We start from the raw sequence: 24,057 nt of genomic DNA on the forward strand, positions 1-24,057 counted from the left end.
CGTGAGGGCGTCCAGGGTGTCCCGGCGGTGGGCGGCCAGCTCCGTGGCCTGGTTCGCGAGCAGCCGCGCACTGGATTCGGGAATGTGCAGGCTCGCCCCGATCTCGGCCACCCCCGCGGATTCGGCAATCCCGCCCTGCCACCGGTCCAGGGCCAGGGCCGCGGCCTCCACGGCGGCCGCACCCAGGTGCCGGGCCACCAGGGCCGCCTTCACCGCCGCGAGCCCCGATTCCAGGACCCGCAGCTGCTCCAGCGCCGCGGCCGTGCCCGCCTGCACGGCCCGGGCGGTGGAGGCACGGGAGGCCGGTTCCGGGTCGGGGACCGGGTACGGGATGAACGCCGGCAACCCGGCCAGGGAGGCGCTGCCGGGGCCAAACGGGTCAACGGCGGGCAGGGACACGGCGGCCAGGACCGCCGCCACATCCTGTGCGGCGGACGATTCCCCGTTCCCGGGGCCAGACACCAACCCGTCCATGAACCCACACTACCCGCACCGTAACCGAAACGCAATAGTTCCTAGGACAAATATTCTATATCCCCTGCCGCCGAGCCCCGCCTTTCCGCGCCACCGCCACCGCGCACAAACCAGGCCCGGCACCGGAGGCAAGCCCACCGGCGTCGAGCCTGGCAACTTGCAGCAGGGCACCAGCAGGGCCCCACCGCCAAAGGCTGCCAACTACTGGCAGCTGACCGTTTGGTTGTTGACGGTCATGACGCCATTGGCGTTGAAGGTGAGTGTGAATGCCGCGTGCATGCTGAGCGTCTTCGACGGGTCCGCGGTGCTGGTTCCCTGGAAGTTCATGGTGGCATGCTGGACGGAGTTCTTGTTGTTGTCCTCAGCCCCGAACCATTCCTGAACGTGCCCGGTCCAGGCGGTGGGGCCGTCGGAGGTGGTGGTCCAGAGGGTCACCTGGCCCTCCTCCGTGAGGGTGAACCACGAGTCGCCGGCGTTGTTGACGGTCAGGTGCTGGACCCAGTTCCCGGTGCCCGCAAAGGCAGTCACGCCCGGTCCGGCGCAGGTGACGGGAATGGCGTCGTTGATGACGGTTCCGTGGGTTGTCTGAATGGTGTTGGCCGAGGCCGCGCCGGCTGTTCCAGCAACGAGTGCCACGGCGGCGGCAATGGCGCCAAGTGTGCGCTTCATTATTCTCTCCAATGGATCTGTTGAAGAGGTAAACGTTTGTATGGCGGCTTTCTGCTGGGAGCCCGCGCGGCGCCCCTACGCACCTGGACTTGCCTCTGCTGGAATGAGACCTGCGCCGGATATGGTCAGCCTCTTCGAATGATGACGGTGAATCTTGCTTTGGGTGTGCCTGTCACCAGGTGCTTGCGTGCCTCGCAGCTTGGGTGCTTCGTGGCACCAGCAACGGCCCCCGGTTGTGGATTTTTAACCGGTGAGCCTAGCGGACATCTTACGCGCCCCCGCACACGCCGCATAGATTAATTTGTGGATTGCAGCCGCAGGCGCCACGGAAGAATCCCGCCACGCAAAAACGCCAAGCCCAAGCAGCGAGAAGCAAGCAGCAAGCCCCAAGCAGCAAGAAGCAAGCACCAAGCACCAAGCCGCAATCCTAAGGAAGCGTTAGGAATGCCCGGATTCGCTTGGATGTGCCCTGAATCACGCCTAATTTGGCTTCAGCCCCTGAACCGCCAGGCGGCTGAATTCCAATCTTCGAGGAGCATCCGTGGACAAGGCAAGGGCAAGTGAGCGCGCAACGTCGCGACGCATCACGGGCAACATTTTCAAGGGTTCGGTGGGGAACCTGATCGAGTGGTACGACTGGTACGTTTACGCAGCCTTCGCCGTGTACTTCTCGGCGGAGTTCTTCCCTTCCGGCGACCCCACCTCCCGTCTGCTGAACACGGCGGCGATCTTCGCCGTCGGCTTCCTGATGCGGCCCATCGGCAGCCTGCTGCTGGGCAGCTACGCAGACCGGCACGGCCGCCGCGCCGCCCTGACCCTCTCTATCACGGTCATGGCCGCCGGCTCGCTGATCATTGCCTGCACGCCGGGCTTCGAGACCATCGGCGTGTGGGCACCCATCATCCTGGTCGCGGCCAGGCTCATCCAGGGCCTGTCCCTGGGCGGGGAGTACGGCACCTCCGCCACGTACCTTTCGGAAATGGCCAGCAGCGGCCGCCGCGGCTTCTACTCCAGCTTCCAGTACGTCACCCTGATTGCCGGCCAGCTGGTGGCCCTGGGCGTGCAGATCGTCCTGCAACAAATCCTGAGCGACTCCGACATGAAGAGCTGGGGCTGGCGCATCCCCTTCGTGCTCGGCGCCATCTTCGCCCTGACCGTCCTGTGGCTGCGCCGCACCATGGATGAATCCGAGCAGTTCACCCAGCTGAGCCAGGAATCCAGCGCGCAGGCCGGCACCATCCGGATCCTGCTGCAGCATCCCAAGGCCGTCATGACCGTCGTCGGGCTTACCCTGGGCGGCACCGTCGCGTTCTACACCTACACCACCTACATGCAGAAGTTCATGGTGAACACCGTGGGCATCAACAAGGAGACGGTCAGCTGGATCAACTTCTTCGCACTCCTGGCCTTCGTGGTCCTGCAGCCAGTGGCCGGCGCGCTTTCGGACAGGATCGGCCGCCGCCCGCTGCTGCTGGGCTTCGGCATCCTGGGCACCCTGCTGACCGTCCCCCTGTTCATGCTCATGCAGGGGATGAAGAACCCCGTCGGCGCGTTCCTGCTCATGATGGTGGGCCTGGTCATCGTCAGCGGCTACACCTCCATCAACGCCATCGTGAAGGCCGAGCTCTTCCCCACGGAAATCCGTGCCCTCGGCGTCGGACTCCCCTACGCCCTGACGGTGGCCATCTTCGGCGGCACCGCGGAATTCATTGCCCTGGGCCTGAAAAGCATAGGCCTGGAAACAGTTTTCTACTACTACGTGGCCGCCTGCATCGCCGTGAGCCTCATTTCCTACTGGCGCATGGGCGAGTCCTCCAAGACCTCCCACATCGAGTCGGAACTGCGCAATTCCAAGCACGACGGCGGCGCCCCGGTTCTCGAGGACACCCCCGCCCGGTAGCCTGTAAGCTCACGCCCAAGGCGCCATTTCGCGGGAAGGACTGAAGCGTGGACCTGCTCATCGTTGAAGATGACGACGCCGTTGCTTCCGCCCTGCTTGCGGCCGTCAGTTCCGCCGGGCACAAGGCGGAAAGGGTGTTCCGGGGCAGCGACGCACTGCTGCAGCACCGCAAGGCGGCCATGATCCTGCTGGACCTGGGCCTGCCGGACATGGACGGGCTGGAGGTGCTGCGGAAGCTGCGCCAGGTGACGCTGAACCCCGTTATCATCCTGACGGCCCGGGACGATGAACGCAGAGTGGTCCGCGGGCTCCGCCTGGGTGCGGACGACTACCTGATCAAGCCCGTCAAGCTCAACGAGCTGCTGGCCCGGATTGAGGCAGTGGCGCGGCGCATGGGCCGGGCCGCGGCGCCCAGCAGCGAGCTCACGGCGGGGGACGTCACGATCAGCCTGGACCACCGCACGGCGGAGGTGGCGGGGCGGGCGCTGAGACTGACGCCCACCGAATTTGAGCTGCTGGCCCTGCTGGTCAAGCACGGCGGCTCCATTGCCACCCGCGAGCAAATCATGGACGCCCTGTGGGGAGACGCGTTCGCGGCGGCCTCCCGGTCCCTGGACGTCCACCTGACCGGGCTGCGGGCCAAGCTGGGCCGGCCCGGCTACATTGTCAATGTCCGCGGGGTGGGCTACCGCTTCGAGGCGAACCCGCCGTGAGGGTCCGCGTGCTGGGGGTGCTGGGCGTCCTCTCCCTGCTGCTGGTGCTGGGGCTGGCGTACTCGCTGCTCAGTGCCGGCAGCCGCGAGCTCACCCAGGAACTGCAGATCAACCGGGTGGCCTCGCTCAACCGACTGGCCCAGGTGGCTTCCGAGGCCGCCGCCTCCAATGACTGGACAGTGCTGCAAACGGAAATGGATTCCTATTCCAACCTTTACGGGGAGGGGATTCTGGTCCACACGCAGGACCGGGCGCTGGCCTCCGGGGCGCTGGACCCCAACCGAACTGACGTCAAGGACGCCTTCTTCAATGCCAGCCTGAACCTCAGCCTCACGTCCGTGGAGCCGCTGTGGCCCCTTGGCCCCAGCTCGAAGCTGGTGTCGCGGTCCTTTGGCAGCGCCAACCAGGTGCTGGGCGAGGTGGTCCTGGAGGTCGACACTGCCCCGGCCCAGGCCAAGTTGCGCACCTTGTGGCTGCTGGTGATTGTTGCCGCCGTCGTCCTGGAAGCGGGGCTTCTGCTGCTGGCGGCCCGGGTGACCGGGTGGGTTCTGCGGCCCATCCACCGTCTCAATTCCGCCGTGCTGGAACTGGAGGCCACCGGGTCCATGCAGCAGCTGCCCCAGGACGGTCCGCCGGAACTGCGCGAGCTCAGCCGTTCCCTGACCACCATGGCCGCGGCCGTGCAGGAAAGCCTGGACCAGCAGCGCCAGCTCATTGCCGACACCTCGCACCAGCTGCGCAACCCCGTGGCCGCCCTGAGGCTGCGCGCCGACCTCCTGCAGCTCCAGCTCACGGACGGGCCGGGCAGGGAGGGGATCCAGCCGGTGCTGGCGGAGCTGGACCGGGTGGAGGGACTGCTGGACGGCGTATTGACCCTGGCCACGGCCGAAAACCGCCTTTCGGAGGGGCAGGCCCGGCAGGCGGTTGGCCCCTCCTCCCCGGCCGGGGCGCGCGCGAACCCCGCCCTGATTGCCCAGGAGGAACTGGAGCGCGCCGGCGCCGCGGCGGCATTGAACGGGACTACCCTGGTCTGGGGACGGGAGCCGGCCGGGGACGTGGAGCTGGACTGCAACCCGCTTGAACTGGCCCAGATGGTGGGCGAGCTGCTGGGCAATGCCATCAAGTACGCGGCGGGCGGCACCGTGGAAGTCAGCGTGGGGGCCGGTCCCGGCGAGGTGCACCTTGACGTGTCCGACGACGGTCCCGGGCTCCCAGCCGAAGAGCTGGCTTCCGCTGTGGCCAGGTTTTGGCGGGCGCCGCAGCACCGCGGAATTCCTGGCACCGGCCTGGGGATGACGATTGTGGACAGGCTGGCGCGGGCCAACGGCGGCGAGCTGGTGCTCGCAGCGGTGCACCCGCACGGCCTCCGGGCAAGGCTGGTGTTCCGCCGATGAGGGGCGCTGCGGTGGTCGAGCAGCGAGCCCCGGTGGTCGAGCAGCGAGCTCTGCGAGCGCGTCGAGACCCCAGTGGCCCAGCCCCGGTGGTCGAGCAGCGAGCTCTGCGAGCGCGTCGAGACCCCAGTGACCCAGCCCCGGTGGTCGAGCAGCGAGCTCTGCGAGCGCGTCGAGACCCCAGCGACCCAGCCCCGGTGGTCGAGCCACCCACCCGCCGTCAACTCTTACGCTGCGCCGCCGGCACCGCTCTGGCGGGCGCCCTACTCCCTGCCCTGGCGGCGTGCAGCTCCCCGGCACAACTGGGGAAGATCGTGGTGGCCGGCGGCGAAACGGGCGGCTTTTATCTGGAATTCGCGGGGCTGCTGGCCGCGGCGCTGCAAAAGTATGGGGTGGCGAAAGCCGTCGTCGCGCTTTCAACAGGCGGCAGCGCGGACAACTTCCAGCGGCTGCTCTCGGGCGAGGCAACCATGGGAGCGGTGCTGGCGGACACGGCCGCGCAGCTCATGGGGGCCAATCCGGGGCGCGTTGTGGCGCTTGGCAAGGTGTACGAAAACTACCTGCACTGCATTGTGCGCAGGGACGGCGGCATCCGCACGCTGGCGGACCTGGCGGGCAGGCCGGTGGGCACGGGCGCGGTTGGCTCCGGGACCACGCTGACGGCCCGCAGGATTCTCTCGGCAGCCGGGCTGGGTCCGTCGTCCAGGCGTCCCATTGTGGAGCGCCAGCTGGGGCTCAACGACGGGTTGGCTGCGCTGCGGGCCAGATCAATTGACGCGCTGCTGTGGTCGGGAGGTCTGCCGACGGCGGCCATCACGGCCGCGAACGGGAATTTTGGGCTGAGGTTCCTCGAGCTGTCGCCGGTGTTGCCCACGCTCCGGAGCAATTACGGCGAGTACTACGAACGTGTGCTGATCCCCGCCAACAGCTACGCGGGCACCCCGGCCGTGGGGACGGCCGGGGTGGCGAACCTGCTGCTGTGCCGGGCGGACCTTGATGCCGAGACGGCCAAGCGGACCGTGCAGCTGCTGGTCAACCACGCCCGGGACCTGATCCCCAAGTCGAGCCAGGGCATCCAGTTCCTGAGCCGGGAAACGCTGATCAGCACGGGAGGCCTGCCGCTGCACCCCGCGGCGGCGGAGGCGTACCGCGAGATGCACGGGTAGGCCCGCTGGTCGAGACCCAGGCCCGTTGGTCGAGCAGCGAGCTCTGCGAGCGCGTCGAGACCCAGGGCACCGAGTCAGCCCCGCAGCACGTCCTTCGTAGAGTGGTCGTAGTGGAACGTGACCTCGCCGCCGGCGTGCTCAAACTCGTGGTTTGCGCCATCCAGCAGGCCAAACGCCCTCCTACCTTTCCGCACGAAATCCACGATGCGTTGGATGCCCGACAGTACGTAAGCCCCTGTGATTCAATGATATTGGCCGCGAAGACGTGGCATATGAACTCTTTGAGGGAATGGTTCGACATGGCGGCAGTGGCCCCGGTGACACCGGGAAATTATTGGTTTGTTGGCGCTTATTTCAATGACAAGGATCCGCAAGACCAAACTGATCGTTTCATCGCGGACGGGATCTGGGAAAACGGGTTCGAGGACAAGCATCTCGATACAGTCAGGTCAATGCGAGCCGGGGATAAAATTGCCATCAAGTCGACCTACGTACGAAAGCGCGATCTCCCGTTTGACAACCATGACAATCTGGTCTCGACCATGGCCATCAAAGCCGTCGGGACCATCACCCACAACCGTGGGGATGGACGCATTGTCGACGTTAATTGGACGCCACTTGATTCCGCTCGGGAGTGGTACTTCTACACCGGAAGATCAACAATTTGGCAGGTGACGCCCACGAATTGGCAAACCGACGGCCTGATCCGTTTCGCATTCCAAGACGAGCCCCAGGATTTGGACCGGTTCAGGACCGACCCGTTCTGGGCATCGAGGTTTGGATTCGAGACCCAAACGATGAAGTACGACTTTGCGTGGACCGCCTACTATGAAGACCTTGCCACTGAACTCTTGAAGTTCAAAAATAACCGCCCCGCCCTCATCACGATCTTGACTGACCTTCAGCAGAAGCACGGCGTACTCAGTTACCTGACTGACAAGGATTCGGATGGCACTTCCAAGACACTCAGCGACATCTGCCCTTTCACGGTTCTTGGATCCTTCAACCGAGGGATCACGTCACTCAAGCGGACCGCCTTGGCCGCCGACTGGGGCAAAGCCCTAGGGGTATCAGGGCCAGCACCGGCCAGCTTTGATGGAATTCCCCTCGTCAACAACATGAATTCCTGGTTCTTTCAATTTTCCGGCGACCAGGGCCGTGACGACATCGACAAGCTGTGGAATGTTTTCGAGGCAGCGCTGGAACTGGCGGGTACCCCTGAGGAGCGCCAACGCACCAAATTTGTCCACGCCTACGACGCCGCAAGGGTCCTTCCACAGGTAAAGACAAAGCTCAGCATGGGACTGTTTTGGTGCCGACCGTGGAACTTTCTCCCCCTCGACGGACAGACACGGACATACCTCAAGAATGAGTTGATGCTTGACGGAAAACTGCAGAACGCCGACGGCGTCAAATATTTGGAGACAATCGATTTGCTCCTGTCCAAGTTCAACGACCACGAGTACGCCGTGCACTCGTTTCCCGAGCTGTCCTGGGCTGCCTTTCTGACTCCCGGCACGTCATCCGGCGATTCCCAGGCAGAGGATAGTGATGAGGACAATGTTGAAAAAGTCTCCCCAATTCCTCTAACCAGCTACACCGTTGAAGACATTGTGGCGGATGGGTGTTTCCTTCCATCCAGTGAACTGGAGACGATACTTGATCGCTGGCGCAACAAGAAAAATCTGATCCTACAAGGTCCACCCGGCACTGGAAAGACCTGGCTGGCCCGCCGGCTCGCTCAGGTCTTGATCGGAACCAAAGACTTGCGATCTGCAATCCGTGCCGTGCAGTTCCACCCAAATGCATCCTATGAAGATTTCGTCCGCGGCTGGCGTCCCGGCTCCGACGGGCAGCTTACATTGGCTGATGGGCCGTTCCTGGAGATGGTGGACCGCGCCAATGAAGCGCCGGAAGTCCCGCATGTTCTGTTAATCGAAGAGATCAACCGGGGAAATCCGGTCCAGATCTTCGGTGAGCTGCTCACGCTGATCGAAGCCGGAAAGCGGTCACCTCGAGAGGCTCTTCATCTGGCGTACCCCCGCTCGTCGGATGAGACCGTACATGTCCCTTCAAATCTGTACATCATCGGCACCATGAACCTTGCAGACCGGTCGCTTGCCATAATGGATCTTGCATTCCGCCGACGTTTCGGGTTCATTTCCTTGGAGCCCGCCGTCAACGAGCGCTGGGTTGATTGGGTCCACACTAAGTTCGGCGTCTCGAAGGGGGAACTGAAGGATATTCAGCTCCGATTCAGCGCGCTCAATAAAGCGATCGCAGATGATCCCAACTTGGGCAGCCAGTTCATGCTCGGCCAAAGTTTCATCACACCGTCGTCGGAGATTGATTCATTCGCGGACTGGTTTGAAGCGGTAGTCGCCACGGAGATTTACCCAACCCTGAGTGAGTACTGGTTTGACAATCCGGAGAAAGCCAGTTCCTTGTGTCAGGAACTTCTCAGTTGAGGCCAGATGTAGCCGAAACGCCCCCTATGGTGGTGATCTCGGGAAAAACCGAGATCCCCATAGCCAATTTGTGGCTGTTAATGCTCTACGCGTCCAAATTCTATGAAGCCGGCACAGAGTCCATCGACGGCGCCGAAAAGTACCCAGAGCTTTTGCCAGACTTGTTGGCAGAAATCCTGGCTGCGAGCGTCGGGGAGCGAATCCGGAGACCTCTTACGCCAGTCTTCTCTATTGCGTCCCGCGACCTGCGACGTGTTCGGGGCCGAATTGACGTCCGACGAACAGAGTCCCACCAGTTGCTTCGGCGCGGACAAATAGCATGTCGCTTCGATGAATTGACCGTCGATTCTCCGCGCAACAGGATGGTATTGGCCGCCCTCAGCGCCTTGGCGCCGTTGGTGGATTCAAAGTCACTGGCATCCGAATGTCGCACCCAGGCCCGAGCTTTGGAGCATTTGGGCGTCTCGGCCAATTACTCAACCCGGGACGCCAAGACGCTCCACATCCAGCTGACTCGCAACGACGCCCGGGACCGGCGCATGATCCAGGCAGCCCGGCTAGCCTTGAATCTCGCACTCCCTACAGACGCTACGGCGCCAAACGGAATCACACGGAAGACCCTCGATATCCATGAGTTCCGGAGCCTATTCGAGGCAGCGGTTGGCGGGTTCTACAAGGCGACGTTGGAAAGCCACGGTTGGAAAGTTCATGCCGGCCAGAAGTTGGGATGGCGCGAAGACTGGGCAACCGATGGCGCATTTAGCCTTATGCCGCAGATGAAGACTGACATCATCCTTGAAAATGCAGAGACCAGTCGCCGCGTCGTGATGGACACGAAATTCACCTCAATCTTCACGCACGGCAACTACGGCAAGGAGACTTTCAAGAGCGGCCACATCTACCAGCTATATGCCTACGTTCGGACGCAGGAACGGGAAATAGATCCCTTGTCGGCCGGGTCAGAAGGGATCCTCCTTTACCCGGCCACCGGACAGTCAGTCAGAGAATCGATCCAATTGTCCGGCCATAAGATAACCGCCGCCACCGTAGACCTAACGCGTCCAGCAGTTGAAGTGCGGCAACAACTGCTGGACCTCATCCTGACGTAAAACCGTCCTTGAGCGTTTGGACTACTCGCCCCGGAGCACGTCCTTCGTAGCGTGGTCGTAGTGAAACGTGACCTCGCCGCCGGCGTGCTCAAACTCGTGGTTGGCGCCATCCAGCAGGCCAAACGCACCGTAGTTTTCGTCCCAGGAACCGTTCACCACGGCCTTGTAGCTGAACTTGCCGGCTGGCAGGTCCGCGGTCAGCTTCCACGTGCCGCACTTGGCGTCGAGCTCCATCTGAACACTGCTGTGGCTGGGATCCCAGTTTTCCAAGGCACCCAGCACGGTGCCGAAGTCGCCGGCCAGGGCCACGGAGTTTGGCTGATCCTGATGTTGGACGGCGGACGCCTCTGCAGGTGCCTTGGCTGCGGTCTTCCGCGGGGCTGCTTTGGCGGGCGCCTTCTTCGTGGCCGCAGCCTTTGCTGCCGGCTTCCTGGCTGCGGCCTTCTTGGCGACAGGCTTGGAGGGCAGCGTGGTGTCTGCCGGGACTGGCGTCCCGTCGGCGAGGGCAGCCGTCAGCGCATCAACTGTCTTGAACGCGACGGTCGCCTTAAGTCCGTCCTCCGTGATTTCCCAGCCGCTGCGGCCCTTGGTCATCCAGCCGGCCTTGACCAGCTCGGCTGTCGCCTTGGTGAGGTTCTTGTGCCCGCGCGGAATGCCGCCGCTAAGCAGTTCGGATTCATCCTTTGTGAACGGGATGCGGGCCACGGCTTCCGCCAGGACCTCTCCCCCGTTTGGCTTCTGGTCCTCCCACGACCCTGCGGCCATGATGTCCAGAACTTCCTTGAGTCGTCGATTGGTGTTGTCGCGAACGGTCACAGCAGTCCTCCTGTAGAAGCGGGTACGCAAACACTGTGGCAGGCAAAATCGCTACTAACGAGTATGTGACGCGCGGCTTCCGGCCGTCTTCCAAACTGAGCTCGGTCAACAGGCCGACGCTTTAGAGAGGAACCTATTGCGCCACGGCCGCCGCGTCGGCAAATACATCGGCCGGCATTGGCCTGTGTAGCTTCCACGTGATTGCAATCGGTTTTTCTCCCTTGTGCTGGACGTAGTCAACCTGGCCAAGACAGGTGTAGGGCGCGGTCAGCCCCGTTTCGTCACCCGCCGTGTCGCGCGTGAAGAGCAGCACCTGCGAGCCATGTCCCTTGGGGTCGAGGTAGCGTTTCCCCGTCGGGCTGTTCGGCGCGGTCGCGTTCTGCGACTCCCAGTGAAACAGATCCGGGCTGATCGCGTAGTCCTTGTACATCGTGGTGGCTGAGTGGTTTGCCTCATCCTTGTGGAGAGTCACGAAGAAAGCATCGGTTTTGCTCGATTCACACCAAGCAACACCGCCCATACTGATGAGCTTCTTTTGTTTTTCACTATCAAGCGACTTGGCTCCCAAGGCTGCCAGCACCTCGTATCGGCCGTATGTCAGGTGGCTCTGCAGCGGCGACCATGCCAATTCACCGCCAAGGTTTCTCCCGGCTCGCCTGGACGCTGCCGCTCCCAGCTCCACAAGCTGCTGGATCTCGCTGCAAACATATGGGTACTGGCGCAGGTGGTCGAACCCCTCATCGTACGAACTGAAGCCGCCGGCATCATCCCACAGGGTGAAGAACAGCATTCGGGCGAATACTTGCTCACGCGGGGTCAGCTCTGAATATTTAGGGGCCTCTTCGGAAACCAGCATTGAATATGCCTCAGCACGATCCCGGTCATCTACATGAATCAGCGCGGCCATCCTGCTGAGGAGCTTATTTTCTTCAGCATGTGTGAGCTCGCTGAGTTTGCCCGTCGCGAGCGCCTCCAGGGGTGAAAGTCCTTCAATGAGCCCTGCAAGGCGCAAGTATTCAGTCCAAGAATTCTTGGTCGACTTGTAGATGGTTTTGACGTCGTTGCCGGACCTCGCCAAGTATTCCGCCAGCAGCAATTCCGCATATGACTTCACGTCCGCCACCAGCTTCGTCTTGTTCAAGTTCAACTGTGCCTTGAGGTTCGTCAGCACAACGTCCTTGGCAACCCTGTCCAAGACTATCTGCGAACCGGAGGGAAGGAAGGGGAACTCGTCCTCGACGGCCTTTTGAAGTTGCTTCCGCCCGTAGCCGGTTATCGCGCGGAACCGAACGTCAAAGCGGAACTCACGATGCTGCTGACCAATGAAGTCCATGACGGTAAGTACGGACTTGTCGGGAGCCCGCCGAAGTCCGCGGCCCAGCTGCTGAATGAAAATCGTGGCGCTTTGTGTTGGCCGCAGCAATAAGATCGTGTCCACCTGCGGCAGGTCCAGGCCCTCATTGAATAGGTCCACCGCGAAAATGCAGTTGATTTCCATCTTGCGCAGGCGTCGAATTGCCTCTGCACGTTCGCCGTCTTCGGTCTGGCCAGACACCGCAACTGACGCAATGCCCGCCTGGTTGAAAACCTTAGCCATGTATTGGGCATGCTGGACCGAAACACAGAAGCCGATGGCGCGCATGTCCTTCGTGCTGGTTACCTTGTCCTGTAGTTCCTTGATCACCTTCGCAGCGCGAGCATCATTCCCCGTGTACAACGCACTGAGTTGCTGAGCGTCGTACGATCCGCGCTTCCATTCCAAATTGCTCAGGTCGACATCATCCGAGACACCGAAATAGTGGAACGGAACCAGCAGGTCGGCATCGAGTGCGTCCCAGAGCCGCAGTTCACTCGCCGTGCGTCCATCAAAGTACAATTCCGCGACATGGACGCCGTCGCCCCTTTCGGGCGTGGCCGTTAATCCGAGGAGCTCCAAGGGCTGCAGGTGCTCAATCAGCTTCTTATAAGTGGGGGCCGCCGAGTGGTGGAATTCGTCGATGACGACGACGTCGAACCGGTCCGCCGGCAGCGCGGCAATGCCTTTGGCTGACAGTGATTGAACGCTCGCGAACACGTGCTTCCACTGCTCCGGCTTGTGTGCACCGACATAGAGCTCACCAAAGGTGCCGTCCTGCATGACGTTCCGGTAGGTGGTCAGCGACTGCTGCAGGATCTCCTTGCGATGCGCCACGAACAACAACGTCAGGTCCCGGCCGGCCGCTTCGCACAGTTGTTTATAGTCCAATGCCGCAATAACAGTCTTGCCCGTCCCCGTCGCTGCAACGATCAGGTTTCGGTGAAAGCCTTTGGTGCGTTCGGCGTCGAGGTCTTCCAGCATTTCAACCTGGTGAAGATAAGGTTCAACCTCCAGCCCGGTGTATCCGGAAGGTGCCGATGTTAATTTGCCCCCGTTTCGCTGCAACGCGGCGTCCAGCTTGTCCGCGTCCTTGGCGGGATCGTAACTTTGAAAAGCCCGCTGCTCCCAGTAGCTGTCGAAAGTTATGGCAAATTTCTGCAGAAGTGCCGGCGTCGCGATGTTTGACAAACGCACGTTCCATTCGAGGCCGTCAAGCATGGCCGCCTGGCTCAGGTTCGAGCTGCCCACATAGGCTGTGCTGAATCCGGTCTTCCTGTGGAACAGCCACGCCTTTGCATGAAGCCTGGTCGACTGGGTCTCGTAGCTGATTTTGACTTCAGCCCCGTACCGATTGACAAGGTGGTCGATGGCCCGGCGTTCGGTGGCACCCATGTACGTGGTGGTGATGACTCGGAAGCTGCCGCCACGTTCCTTGAGCCCTTCAAGTGCCGGCTCGAGAAGCCGGATACCTGTCCAACGAATGAATGCGCAGAGCAGGTCCACTGAGTCGGCAGACTCGATTTCGGCGCGGATTTCGGCGGCAAGATTCGGATCATCCTTGCCGTTGGTGAGCAAGGCACTGTCACTGAGATTTGTGGTGGGACGGCGAAGTTGGCGGCGTTTCAGTGCGTCGGGGCGGTGCAGTGAACGAAGTTGGGCGGGACCCGGAGTGACTTGATTCCCCGGGTTGATGATGGTCAGAAGCTGGTTGGTCTTGTCAACCCGCTCTTCTTCCTTGGTATCCGTGAGCAGCTGTTTGACAGCATCGGCGACGTGCCGGGCAAGTGCCTCCGGCGACGATTCGTTGTCCAACTCGTCGATCCGGGGCTCAAGGTCGGGGACTGCGGCGAGGCGCACGCCCAGATCCTTCGTGTGAAGGAGCTCGTAGAGTCCCTCAGCCAACTGCTCGGGTGCTTCATCCCCATCAAATGTGTTCACTTGGCCAGGCTATGCGGTGGGTGGGACAAAAACGAATGGTGGCGATTATTCGAACAGGTAATTGATATTCATCATTGTTTTGCTGGCTGTTTCATTCCAGGGGCCGATAGTTTGGCATTGTCTGTGTTTTCGTAGAAGGGGCCTACGTTGCGCTGCATTCCGCTAGATCCAGACTTCAACGACGGCCAGCTTGCCGACAAGGCTGTGTGGGAGCTGCGGTGTCATACCCTCGAAGCAACATATTGGTTGAGTAGGGGTGTTGCTGGTGGGGCGTAGGGCGTTGTCGTTTTCGGATCGGGCGGACATCGCTGCGGGGATCCTTGCTGGCAGGACGGACCGGCAGATCGGGGCTGATCTGGGCCGGGACCACACGATCATTTGGCGGGAACGCCGTCGGAACTCGACGAAGACCCGCAGTTACCGGCCCGTGAGTGCTGACTGCTCCGCTGAGCGGAAGCCCTAATGTCCGCAGGCACGCAAAATCGAGACGGCTCCGGTCTTGGCAGCGCGGGTGAAGGAGGATCTGGCGAGGTCCAGGACGCCACGGTAAATCGCTGGCCGTTTGCGTTCGGAGGCCACGGACACCAGCGTTGAGACCATGACGAAGTCACCCGACGCCGAAGGCCGCACCGTATCGCATGAAACCATCTACCGGTGGATCTATGCCCTGCCCAAGGGTGAGCTGGCGAAGTCCGGGATCTTGCTCCAGTCCAAGCGCACGAAGCGCCAGTCCCGCAAGCCCTTGGGTGAACGGACCGGTGGCCGGATCATCGGTAACTGCCCAAGGGCATCGAGCTGACCAGCCACCAACCCTACTTAGACTCCATTGCCGATGAACTCAACGACCTCCCCGCGCCGTCCTAGGATTCCTGACACCACGGGAATATTCACCAAGCTACTCAACGACAATGTTGCTAAGACGGCTTGACACCGCCGCCGCGTTGCCGAACAACAGGGCTTAGAGATAGTCGACCGTTCCATTCAGTGCGGCGTCAAGGACGGGCAAGGCCCGCTTTTCAATGTCAAAGAAATCGGTCATGCACAGTCGAAAACCGGGCCATTGTTCTTTGGCTGCTGTAATCAAGCCAGCGCGTTCTTCACTTTGGTATTTTTCTCCGCGGAACCACAATGGATGTCCGACTATAACAGCAACTTTCTCGGATGAAGACGCAATAACTGGAACACTTTCTGAACCGACTTTGCCAACCTTCAGCTCAGCACTTATCCGATGCACCATTCGCTCAAGCTCAGGGAACCGACCGAACCACCGTTGGACGTCGAGCTCTTTGCCGGAGCACAGGTCGAGCATGTCCAGGGCAAGACGCCAGTCCAAGGCGCCGTGAAGCCTTTGGTTATCCCAGGATCGCAAACAATCCGGACAAGACGTTGAACAGCTCAGGTGCTTCTTCGATTCGAAGGCACCTTGCAGCTCGGCTCGAGTCTCCAGAAGCATCCGCGAGAAGTTTTCGGGCTTCGCCAGTTCCACGGCATAGCCCGCTCCGTTGTCCAGAGTGTCCGCTATGAATACACGCGCACTAGCAATTCCGTCAGTTCGTAAATGCTGCAGGCCCGCCTGTATCTCCTGAGGATCAATGTCCAGCTGGCGCTTTGCTGCCGTCCGGAGCACTTCAGCCAGTGAGTAGAGTGCCGAAGGAGCTGCCGGCAGGATACTTTGGTCAATAGGAAGACCCCCCGTGGCCGTCGCCAACCTAGCAAAGTCAAGCGTCAACGCATCGGTCGTCCTAATCTCGCCAATTGCACTCGGGCCCACGGGACTTCCTGTTGTCGGCATGTCTTTCCAGCGGCCAGAGTACAAATTGCTGTCCGAAGCCACCACGGATTGATCCGGCTGTCGTAAGAGATTGAAAAGGCGCCCCCGGTTGTCGTTGTATTGAAGAAGTTTCCCCTGTTCGTACAACCTGACATCGACACTGAGCACAGATTCGAGACTCGTTTCCGTCTGGGCAGAGGCAAACGTAGGCAAGCTCTTTGACTGTGCACGCGACGACTCGATTCTGTACGGGCGTTCTTGGTACGTTGTCCGGAAACCCAGCGGCTGGTACATGCTAAATGACTCAGGAATACCTCCGCACGCAGGACAGCTGTCCCCCATCTCTTGATCTATGAGTGTTACCGAACAGTCAGGACAGCGGACAATTTGATGTTTCGCGCCGAGCGGATCACGGGCCCTCCAACCACGTCCGTCACGTTCGTACGCAACAAATCCAGCGGCCAGGTGCACGAGCCGATCCCGGACCACCTCCGCCCCGGGCGCGTAGGCAGTAACGGCCATACCCAATGGCCTGTCCGACACAATCATTGAGTCCAGACCAGCCAGCCCTGACTTGTTCTTGCCACCGACGTTGGACAGTGGCTCGTGGAACAGATTTCGCACCCTCGAAGGAAAACCAAACATAGGGAGCAGCCCTCCAAAGGTCAGAGTCTCGCTGAGTTCGTTTGCCGCGATTTCCGGCTGCTCAACCAGTACATCAATCCGGCTAACCAACTCTTTGCGTACCCAACCCTCCAGTGCGCCAACATCATCCGAGGAAAGCTTTGTAAATGTCGAAAGTCGCTTTATTGTGTGCGTTACCTCCGAGTTTGATCGCAGCCAGGCACTGACCGAAGCCCTGTGGTTCTGCCAGTTCTGTCGCTCCCCAAAATCACCATGAATCGGCGTAGCGCCAGACCTCGAGGGGAGGCCAAGACTTCCAAATGCCCTTTTCAGGATTTCAGCAGCCACCACGCGTTGAACAATCCTAGGTCTTCCCAAATCCAGGAACGGCTGTGGCGGAAGATCACCCGTCATCCGAAAAGTGTTATTGAAATAATATTCATCATGAGCTGAATCTCGACATGACGTTATAGCAAAAGAGAACGGCTGATTGGCTCGGCCAGCCCGCCCCACCCTTTGTTGGTAGTTAAACCTCTGCGGAGGCATGTTTGCCATGAGCGTCGCGTTCAGTGAGCCAATATCAACTCCTACTTCCATGGTTGTTGTAACACTCAGCACATCCAGCTGACACGTCCTTGAATTTTCTGCCGGCGCGGGCAGTTGAACCCCCTTGAACCATCGCTGTCGTTTGCGCTGTTCTTCCGGAGGCTTGGTCTGAGCGGTTAATTCAGCGACCGCAATTCTTCGTATTGGCTGTTCGGAAAGCCAGCCATAGTAGTCCTCAGGCTGATTCGTTACCTTACTGCTGACAAGAGAAGTAGATTCGCAGCCACTATTGGCACAAATGCCAGCGGATCCCTGAAGGTGAATAAACCCGCACCTGGTACATTCCCACAGATACTCCGTGGGAGGGACAAAATTAATTCGACTGGAAGGACCCCGCGTATTCAAGACCCATCCTGTTGCCATCCCTGTATCGGTCAATGTCTCATAGGCCCACAGCTCAAGAGCATCGCAAGAGATCCCGTGGACGGAAGCTACGCGCTTGAGGTAACTCTTGATTGGGCCAGGAGTGCCTGGTTGTCCAGTTGACTTGGCGGTCCATGAACCTTCGTATGATTGGCTAAGGCCAAGGATGCGGATACAGCTGGCCAGGACTTCTGCCGCGATTCGCGAGTCCATCGGGGGTTTGTTTCTCGGAAATTGGGGCGCCTCAATCCAGGCCAGCAGGGTGGACTCAGTGTCACGCCTACCCCTGTCAAATATTTGCTTTCCAAGTTCAACGTCGAGCAACGAACTAAATTTGTCCTGCGCTTGGGCGGAGGAGGGTGCATCAGCCTGTAGCCAGAGTCCGGGTTCGGGGGGTGCATAGTACGCATACCAGGGCTGGCCTCCCTGCGACTGCGCCCAGGCCGAACTACCCGCAGGACTCAATCCCAGATCAACCATTTGGCGTTCAATCCGAGCGCGTAGATTCTGCCAGGAGACCTTTCCACTGATTGCGTCCTTCAGTTTGGAAAGCGTGTCTAGGTCAGATTCGGACGCCGCTCCCAATGAGACCTTAATCGCCGCTGCAAAAGAAGCAGGATTGTGTTGCATCGTCTGCTGGACAAGCGCGGCTTCTTCTCCTGTCAGGGACTCGGGCGTGGCGGCATATCTGGTCATGAGTTCGACGATGTCAACTGTCCCTGCGGATGCCAAAGAGTGCCGCAACATCTGGACAAGAATGTCACCGTATTGCCTCGTGGCCAACGATGCCGCAGTACGTGCCGCAGAATCCCTGTTATCAGTGAAAACAATGGTTCGGTAGTCCTCCGGCCTATCTCCCAAGGTTCGGGGAAGTTGCCTCAGATAGATGGATGTGGCCTGGGCCGGGGAGGTTGCGTGACCTTGGAGGGGTGTGCGAACCTCACCGACTTCAAATTCGCTGGATTGATTCGCACCACCCTGCCCGCACTGGGGGCATTTGCTGGGAAGTGCCGGCGTATCTTCCACTCTGCCAGTACCTGAGGCCTGGATTACCCATCCATTCGCCTCAGACGACGTCGTCAACTGCAGGGTTCCGCTGAGGTCAAGCAAAGCCGGAACCCATGACAGCTTGAATTTCTGCGTTGTCCACTGCTTTCCAGCACCTATGGGCTTAGCCTTGCCGCAGGGCCAGAACCATCGGAAGGTCCCACGGCTACGGCGCGTGAGCAAACCAGGAGCGTTCAGCATTAGAGCTTGAGGCGTTGCACTGATACTTTCGATGCCATCACCGACAGCTAAGACGAACCCCCCAAGACTGACGTCACCACATTCACTGCAGACTATAAGTTCAAGAACCCTGGAACCGCAGTCTTCACAGGCAGCAACGGGTTGGCCGTAGAGTTTTCCAACCGTCCGGTGCTCGTCCAATCGATCCTCGTTTACTCCGGAGCATTGCTTGTTGACACAGGCCCACATACCCGAAAGCACACGGGCAAATATGTGACCGCGTAGGGGGACCCCAGTCGATTCACCTTGAGCGATGGCGGCAAGGACTGCACCAGTAGCCTGCAAGGAATCGTCTTGGCCGAAGAGACGGCTGGCCACTGTGCTCAGCGGCTGAGCCCTGTACCTGCCTTCGGCCTGCTCGTAACAGGCGACCGCAACTGCCTCGGAGAGTCGTGGCGAAAGGTCGGCAAGCTTCCCTTGCGTTGACAAGGCAAGAACATCGTCACGACTAAGAGGCAAATCTGCAGTTAGAGACTTCTGAACTCCCGCCGTGATCTGAAAGGAAGTCCGTGAAACGCCGAAGAACTCTTCCAAAAAGTTCAGGCCCTGATCGCCTGAAGACAAGGACGCGCTGGCCCCGATTATGCGGAGCTGGGGGCTGTCTGAATCCAAGCCGAACCGGTCAAGCAACCGCCTAATCAACAACGCGATCTCACTACCCGAGGAGCCTCTATAGGCGTGTAGTTCATCGACTGCCAAAGTAAACACGTGATCAACCGACTCTTCCAGCCATGTCCTGGTCTTGGCAAAAATCGGATCTTCAAAGGAGCGCATGAGCATGGCATTGATCATCGAAAAATTCGATAGCAAAACGTCCGGTGGATCCATGACCATATCCCATCGAGTGACCATTTCATGTGCACTAGGGTCGGTGAATAATGCCAGGTCAGCGTCATCGAGCGTCCCCGCGTGATTGAGGCTGTTAAATTCCTTGTCCATCTGCAGGATTTCTTCTGCAACGGCAGCTTCTATTCGACCCGATTTCGCGTCCGGTAAAGCATTGTGGCCCAGCGTGGCCCCGGTATAACGGCCAAACCACAAACGACACTTGGGACTGTTTTGAGAAATCCGTCGAAAAGCAATGCGCAGTCTCGTTAATTGGTCTTCAACCAACGCATTCGTGGGGTAGAGAATCATGGCACGAACAGCAGCCGTCCGGTTTTCCCGAGCCCTGACTCTTGAATATTTTTTGCCGGTCCACCACTTAACTACCGGACCAGGGTCAGTCCAGCCCTCAGATTCCTCCACCAGTCTCAGCAAGATAGGAAGCAACATCGCTTCGGTCTTCCCCGACCCAGTTCCGGAAGTCACGACAACGTTGTGTTTGCCTGATCCATTAGCACCACGATTTATGGCGATAGCATCAGCTTGATGTTGCCGGATACGCATGTCAGCCAAACCGTCAGAAAACTGGCGAAAGAAAGCATCTCCGACAATCTTGGATACATTTGGAGAGTATCCCGATTCAGCACAAACACCGCCAATGCCTACTTGAGCAGGGTACGGAATAACAGGTTCAATCAAAGGCTCGCCAAATATTTGACCAGGTGCCCGGATCAAGTCATTGCGATCAGCCGCCAAGCCCTCTGATCGCAATCGATAATTAGTATTGAAATACCGGCTAAAGGCATCCTGCAAATCAGCAGCAAGCGTTACGGGTGTAGTCGTTGATTTCATGAAGCCAACTTTCCAATGAGTATCCTTGCCATTTCTGGCTCAATCACACGGTATTCCAGGGAAGAATTATTTCTAATCGCCTGAGGTGAGTCACCGCAGGCAACTACAGCTGATCTGCCATAGAGTCCAGGGAGTTCGGCACCAATAGGGACGGATAAAGTTAGATTCACGGCATCGTAGGCCAACAGTGGACGCTGAATAATCTGCGCCGCAAGGTGTTTTCCCAGCTCTGCAGAAACATAGGCACAAGTACCTTGGTCTATGTCGGCCTTGGAACGGAAGACGTACTTATGCCCATACGCCTCATTCAGTCGATAAAGCCCGGGGATCGTCGAACTTTCGACCTCCGCCCATCCAATAGTGCGAACATTAAAATAATCGTATTCCGGCGAAAAAGGCATCGGGAAGCGGGGAAGTGCCCGCCCTACACTTGATAAGTTCGGCAGCACCTTGGCCAACTGCAGTGCTGGGTCGCGAACTATCGCCACATCCAAGGTAGCTGCAATATCCGCGACGATGGATTCGGGAACCGATCTGACAATCGTCATGCATTGACGGTCCTGCCCTTTATACGAAATAACACCACCGTTTTGTGTCACTGCTTGAGTTGCAAAAAAGAGCATATCAATATCCCACAAACCAGTGAATAACCAAGAACCATCCACCAGGCATACGATACTGCTTTTCGCCATTTCCCAATGAGTCACTTGACGATAATCGTTTCTTTCAACTTCGATAATTGCAAGGGATTCCAGTGCTTGCAGGAGCCGGTGCTCAAATAATGCGGAATCCTCCACTTGCCTCGCAATTAGCGAAAAATCCCTCCGGGTTCCCGCCCCAAGAAATGTAAGTGTATCAATTATCGCAAACCAACCCTCTTCGGTTTGATCTACATGAGGAAGAGCCATCGATACCCTGGGATCCGACTTTAGTGTCTGTCCGTTATTCGATTTTTTTGGAAGAGTCGGATACCGTTTACTGATGCCGCATTCCGAACACTTTCCGTACATCCATTTGGATTTTGGCCTGGTACCCTCGTACGAAGGAAGAATCATCCGGTGGCTTCCCGTTACAACGCAGGACTGGGCATTTGGCGCCGGAAGCCGCAATTTTTGCTTGCCCGAGACCATCGTTTGGATCGAGGCCCAAAACGGTCGGACTGGGACATCCAAATATTCCCCTTGGACAGCAGTGGCTGCACTGCCCAGGCCATCGACGCTTGGATGGACGGCAGCCACTCTTGGAATCGACGTAACCGGCCACTTGGGATCGCCAGAATCATGGCAGAGATCACGAATTCGTTTCCAACCGTCGGTTTCCGCGTAAGATGAATCTCGGCGCTTTACTGATATGTGTTGTAGGGATTTCGTCTTGTTCTGAAGAGTCAAGCCGTAGTCATAGTAGTCCGGCACAATCTCATCCAAATCGATTTTTGCAGGCGCTACCACGTCCCGGGCGATGACAATCTCGCTCTTTTCAAGAGTGTCGAGGTCTTTCACGGACATGACCAAATTGAAGGGTCCCGGATCGTCGGACGCGATCAACAAATGCAAAGGTGCCAAATTGCTCCACCTGGTGACTCGTCCCGGGAGCCTGAGACCACCGGACAAACTCATTTGGGTCGTCAGTCTCGGTAAAAAGGCGTTCAATTCCAGCCCGTCGACCAGCCCGGGGCTGGGGCTGCGGAGCAGCTCTACATCGGTGAACAGGACCCAGTCGTACGGTAGCCCAGACGTGCCCCCTTCTTTGATTTGGTAGCCAGGCCGTGCAGAATCCGCCAATATCTTCTCAACAGCCGGACGCGCGCCCGAAGAAGTCTTGACTAGGATTCTGGATACGATCGCCGGATTAATTCGATCTGACTCAACATACGAAGCGGTCATCGAGTCCCTACTAAAGATGATGATGTTTTTCGGCGAGCGGGCCAGGACAAGGCGCGGACCGTTAAATACACTGATTTCGCCGTCGAGCGCTGACTCCGCGTCCACGCCGGTGTCGGAAAAATCGACCGCAATGGTGCCGTCCCCAATGTCGACGGGGTCTATGCTCAAGTCGTGCTGGCTGTCCGTCTTGATAACCAAAGTTTCCCCTGGCAATTGGCGATACCGTGCGGTGAACCCGAATCGAATACTGTTTCTGAATGCAGCCTTGAAATCACGCATGGTCAGGAGGCAACGTGTTTTAGTCGGAATCGTCCCCCCATCCCGCATTGACTGGCTGTCAGTACCCTGCCAGACAGCGAATTCAGACAGCGCAATGTCGGTTATGCGTATCTGGGTTTCAGGTGATTCCCACATCTTTTTCAAAGCCACGTTTGCAGTCGTCGAGGTCGAATTGATCCACAGGTCTATGGCTCCATGCATGTCGCCGTGGGAAAGCGCCATGCCGGCGACCAGCCCTTGGTCTTCAAACATGCGTTCGAGATTGCGACGCTCCGTGTCTCTAACAAGTGCCTGGGAGACTGGAAGTCCCACATATCTGTACATGAGCGCATAGGCGCTTGGCAACCCCATGTCGCCGTCGCCGTCCTCCAGCCATAACCTCAAAACATCCCAAAATGACTCGCTTGTCTTCCGAAAAGCATCTCTCAGCCGGAGTGACTCGGCCGGGCGTACTCCGAGGATGTCTTCAAGTTGGCCGTAGTAGCCATTGTCTGTAACGTGTTCCCCTGTCCTTGCTGTGCCCATTCTCTCCGCAGCCATGGAAAATACCGTCAACAATGCTACGAGTGGGGGAACGGGAACCTTTGATTTGGCCCGAATTGATTGACGTCGCATACGTAGCCAATCTGTGCGCATGGACTCAAATTTCGCAAATGTCGGCCGCCTGCTTTCTTTCCACATAAGCATGCGCCTGACAGCAGCGGCAAGTGACGCCTGGCCATTCGCGGCTTCAATGCCCAAGCTTCTACAAGCAGATTCAAAACGATCATCATCGGTGTCTAAATAGACGAGTTGGCCAGCCTGATCCTGTGTGAAGAAAGACGCGCCGATTGCTGCGTTCCAATCGTCGTAGTCTGGTTGGGACATCGGGAACCTCCGTGTTTGACCAATGGCCGTTAATTTTCATCTCGATCTGCAGGGCAGCACTTCTAAATGACCCTATGCCATTGCACCGACAAACCCAGTGCCGCTTGGGCCCGACTGCTAGTCCACGCAAGGCTGGACCGTTCGGCTGGTCTGGTAAGCGCCCGATGTGGAGGATCAACAGACCCACAATATGGGAAGGTACCCATGTGGTGGCGTTACATTTGAATTCCATCGAGGCACGGCCATGCTTAGTTCTACCGAGCGCAACGCTCCACAGCTCGTGCGGAAGACGCCGGGTCCGTCGAGTCCTCCGGTTACACGGCTGTCGTCGCACACCGTTGTAATAGGCAGATGCATGCAAATGTCGCCATGCTTGAGGCTAAATCATCGGGCTATCGTTTCCAGGCCACACCCTCGATACCGACTCGCAAGCCAGCGGGCGCAGCAGAGAGTTGCCGACCCAATTCCTTCGTATGGAGGAGCCCGTAGAGTCCCTCCGCCAACTGCTCCGGTGCTTCATCCCCATCAAATGTGTTCACTTGGCCAGGCTATGCCGTGGGTGGGACAAAAACGAATGGTGGCGATTATTCGAACAGGTAATTGATATTCATCATTGTTTTGCTGGCTGTTTCATTCCAGAGGCCGATAGATTGGCATTGTCTTTGTTTCCGTAGAAGGGGCCTATGTTGCGCTGCATTC

The 24,057-nt window shown here is 58.9% G+C and carries 14 protein-coding genes and 1 pseudogene; 8 read left to right on the forward strand and 7 right to left on the reverse strand.

What is annotated here, in order from left to right:
• Both LPN03_RS16670 and LPN03_RS16675 read right to left on the reverse strand, forming a co-directional pair.
• Positions 1 to 474: pseudogene (locus LPN03_RS16670) on the reverse strand (hypothetical protein); the annotation flags it as partial.
• Between the two features lie 201 nt (positions 475 to 675).
• Complete coding sequence (locus LPN03_RS16675) at positions 676 to 1,143, reverse strand: hypothetical protein (protein ID WP_262455159.1); 468 nt, start codon at positions 1,141 to 1,143, stop codon at positions 676 to 678.
• A 541-nt stretch (positions 1,144 to 1,684) separates the two neighbouring features.
• On the opposite strand from LPN03_RS16675, the gene LPN03_RS16680 reads away from it, so the two are divergent.
• The 6 genes from LPN03_RS16680 to LPN03_RS16705 all read left to right on the forward strand — a co-directional run bounded on the left by LPN03_RS16680 (position 1,685) and on the right by LPN03_RS16705 (position 9,890).
• Positions 1,685 to 3,043 (forward strand): MFS transporter, encoded by a 1,359-nt coding sequence (locus LPN03_RS16680; protein ID WP_262455160.1) that lies wholly within the window; start codon positions 1,685 to 1,687, stop codon positions 3,041 to 3,043.
• A gap of 47 nt (positions 3,044 to 3,090) precedes the next feature.
• Positions 3,091 to 3,756, forward strand: coding sequence for a response regulator transcription factor (locus LPN03_RS16685; protein ID WP_262455161.1), 666 nt, complete (start codon positions 3,091 to 3,093; stop codon positions 3,754 to 3,756).
• A complete protein-coding gene (locus LPN03_RS16690) occupies positions 3,753 to 5,150 on the forward strand; it encodes a sensor histidine kinase (protein ID WP_262455162.1) in 1,398 nt (465 codons plus the stop codon). The genes LPN03_RS16685 and LPN03_RS16690 overlap by 4 nt, the downstream gene beginning before the upstream one ends.
• Before the next feature lie 194 nt (positions 5,151 to 5,344).
• Positions 5,345 to 6,313 carry a TAXI family TRAP transporter solute-binding subunit gene (locus tag LPN03_RS16695; protein WP_262455163.1) on the forward strand — a complete coding sequence of 323 codons (969 nt, stop codon included), beginning with the start codon at positions 5,345 to 5,347 and terminating at the stop codon, positions 6,311 to 6,313.
• 110 nt (positions 6,314 to 6,423) lie between these two features.
• The gene (locus tag LPN03_RS16700; protein ID WP_262455164.1) at positions 6,424 to 8,781 is read left to right on the forward strand and encodes an McrB family protein; all 2,358 of its coding nucleotides are present in this window, start codon (positions 6,424 to 6,426) and stop codon (positions 8,779 to 8,781) included.
• Between the two features lie 26 nt (positions 8,782 to 8,807).
• A complete protein-coding gene (locus LPN03_RS16705; RefSeq protein ID WP_262455165.1) occupies positions 8,808 to 9,890 on the forward strand; it encodes a 5-methylcytosine restriction system specificity protein McrC in 1,083 nt (360 codons plus the stop codon).
• A gap of 21 nt (positions 9,891 to 9,911) precedes the next feature.
• Here the strand turns inward: LPN03_RS16705 and LPN03_RS16710 are convergent, their stop codons facing one another.
• Positions 9,912 to 10,706, reverse strand: coding sequence for a glycosidase (locus LPN03_RS16710; RefSeq protein WP_410468611.1), 795 nt, complete (start codon positions 10,704 to 10,706; stop codon positions 9,912 to 9,914).
• Positions 10,707 to 10,839: 133 nt separating this feature from the next.
• On the reverse strand, positions 10,840 to 13,965 hold the full coding sequence (locus LPN03_RS16715) for a DUF3427 domain-containing protein (protein WP_262455170.1): 3,126 nt from the start codon (positions 13,963 to 13,965) through the stop codon (positions 10,840 to 10,842).
• A 301-nt stretch (positions 13,966 to 14,266) separates the two neighbouring features.
• Here LPN03_RS16715 and LPN03_RS20960 point away from each other — a divergent pair, with 301 nt between their 5' ends.
• Positions 14,267 to 14,464: a helix-turn-helix domain-containing protein gene (locus LPN03_RS20960; protein ID WP_410468612.1), complete on the forward strand. Its 198-nt coding sequence runs from the start codon at positions 14,267 to 14,269 to the stop codon at positions 14,462 to 14,464.
• Here the strand turns inward: LPN03_RS20960 and LPN03_RS16720 are convergent.
• A complete protein-coding gene (locus LPN03_RS16720) occupies positions 14,461 to 14,601 on the reverse strand; it encodes a hypothetical protein (protein WP_262455171.1) in 141 nt (46 codons plus the stop codon). The two genes, LPN03_RS20960 and LPN03_RS16720, sit on opposite strands and share 4 nt — an antisense overlap.
• On the opposite strand from LPN03_RS16720, the gene LPN03_RS20965 reads away from it, so the two are divergent.
• Entirely contained in the window at positions 14,600 to 14,800 is a 201-nt protein-coding gene (locus LPN03_RS20965; RefSeq protein WP_410468613.1) for a hypothetical protein, read from the forward strand. The two genes, LPN03_RS16720 and LPN03_RS20965, sit on opposite strands and share 2 nt — an antisense overlap.
• A 159-nt stretch (positions 14,801 to 14,959) precedes the next feature.
• Here the strand turns inward: LPN03_RS20965 and LPN03_RS16730 are convergent, their stop codons facing one another.
• Complete coding sequence (locus LPN03_RS16730) at positions 14,960 to 20,329, reverse strand: DEAD/DEAH box helicase (RefSeq protein WP_262455166.1); 5,370 nt, start codon at positions 20,327 to 20,329, stop codon at positions 14,960 to 14,962.
• Entirely contained in the window at positions 20,326 to 23,358 is a 3,033-nt protein-coding gene (locus LPN03_RS16735; RefSeq protein WP_262455167.1) for a hypothetical protein, read from the reverse strand. The genes LPN03_RS16730 and LPN03_RS16735 overlap by 4 nt, the downstream gene beginning before the upstream one ends.
• Positions 23,359 to 24,057: the final 699 nt, after the last annotated feature.

Origin of the sequence: Arthrobacter sp. A2-55, from assembly GCF_025548615.1 — a bacterium.
Lineage (GTDB): Bacteria > Actinomycetota > Actinomycetes > Actinomycetales > Micrococcaceae > Specibacter > Specibacter silviterrae.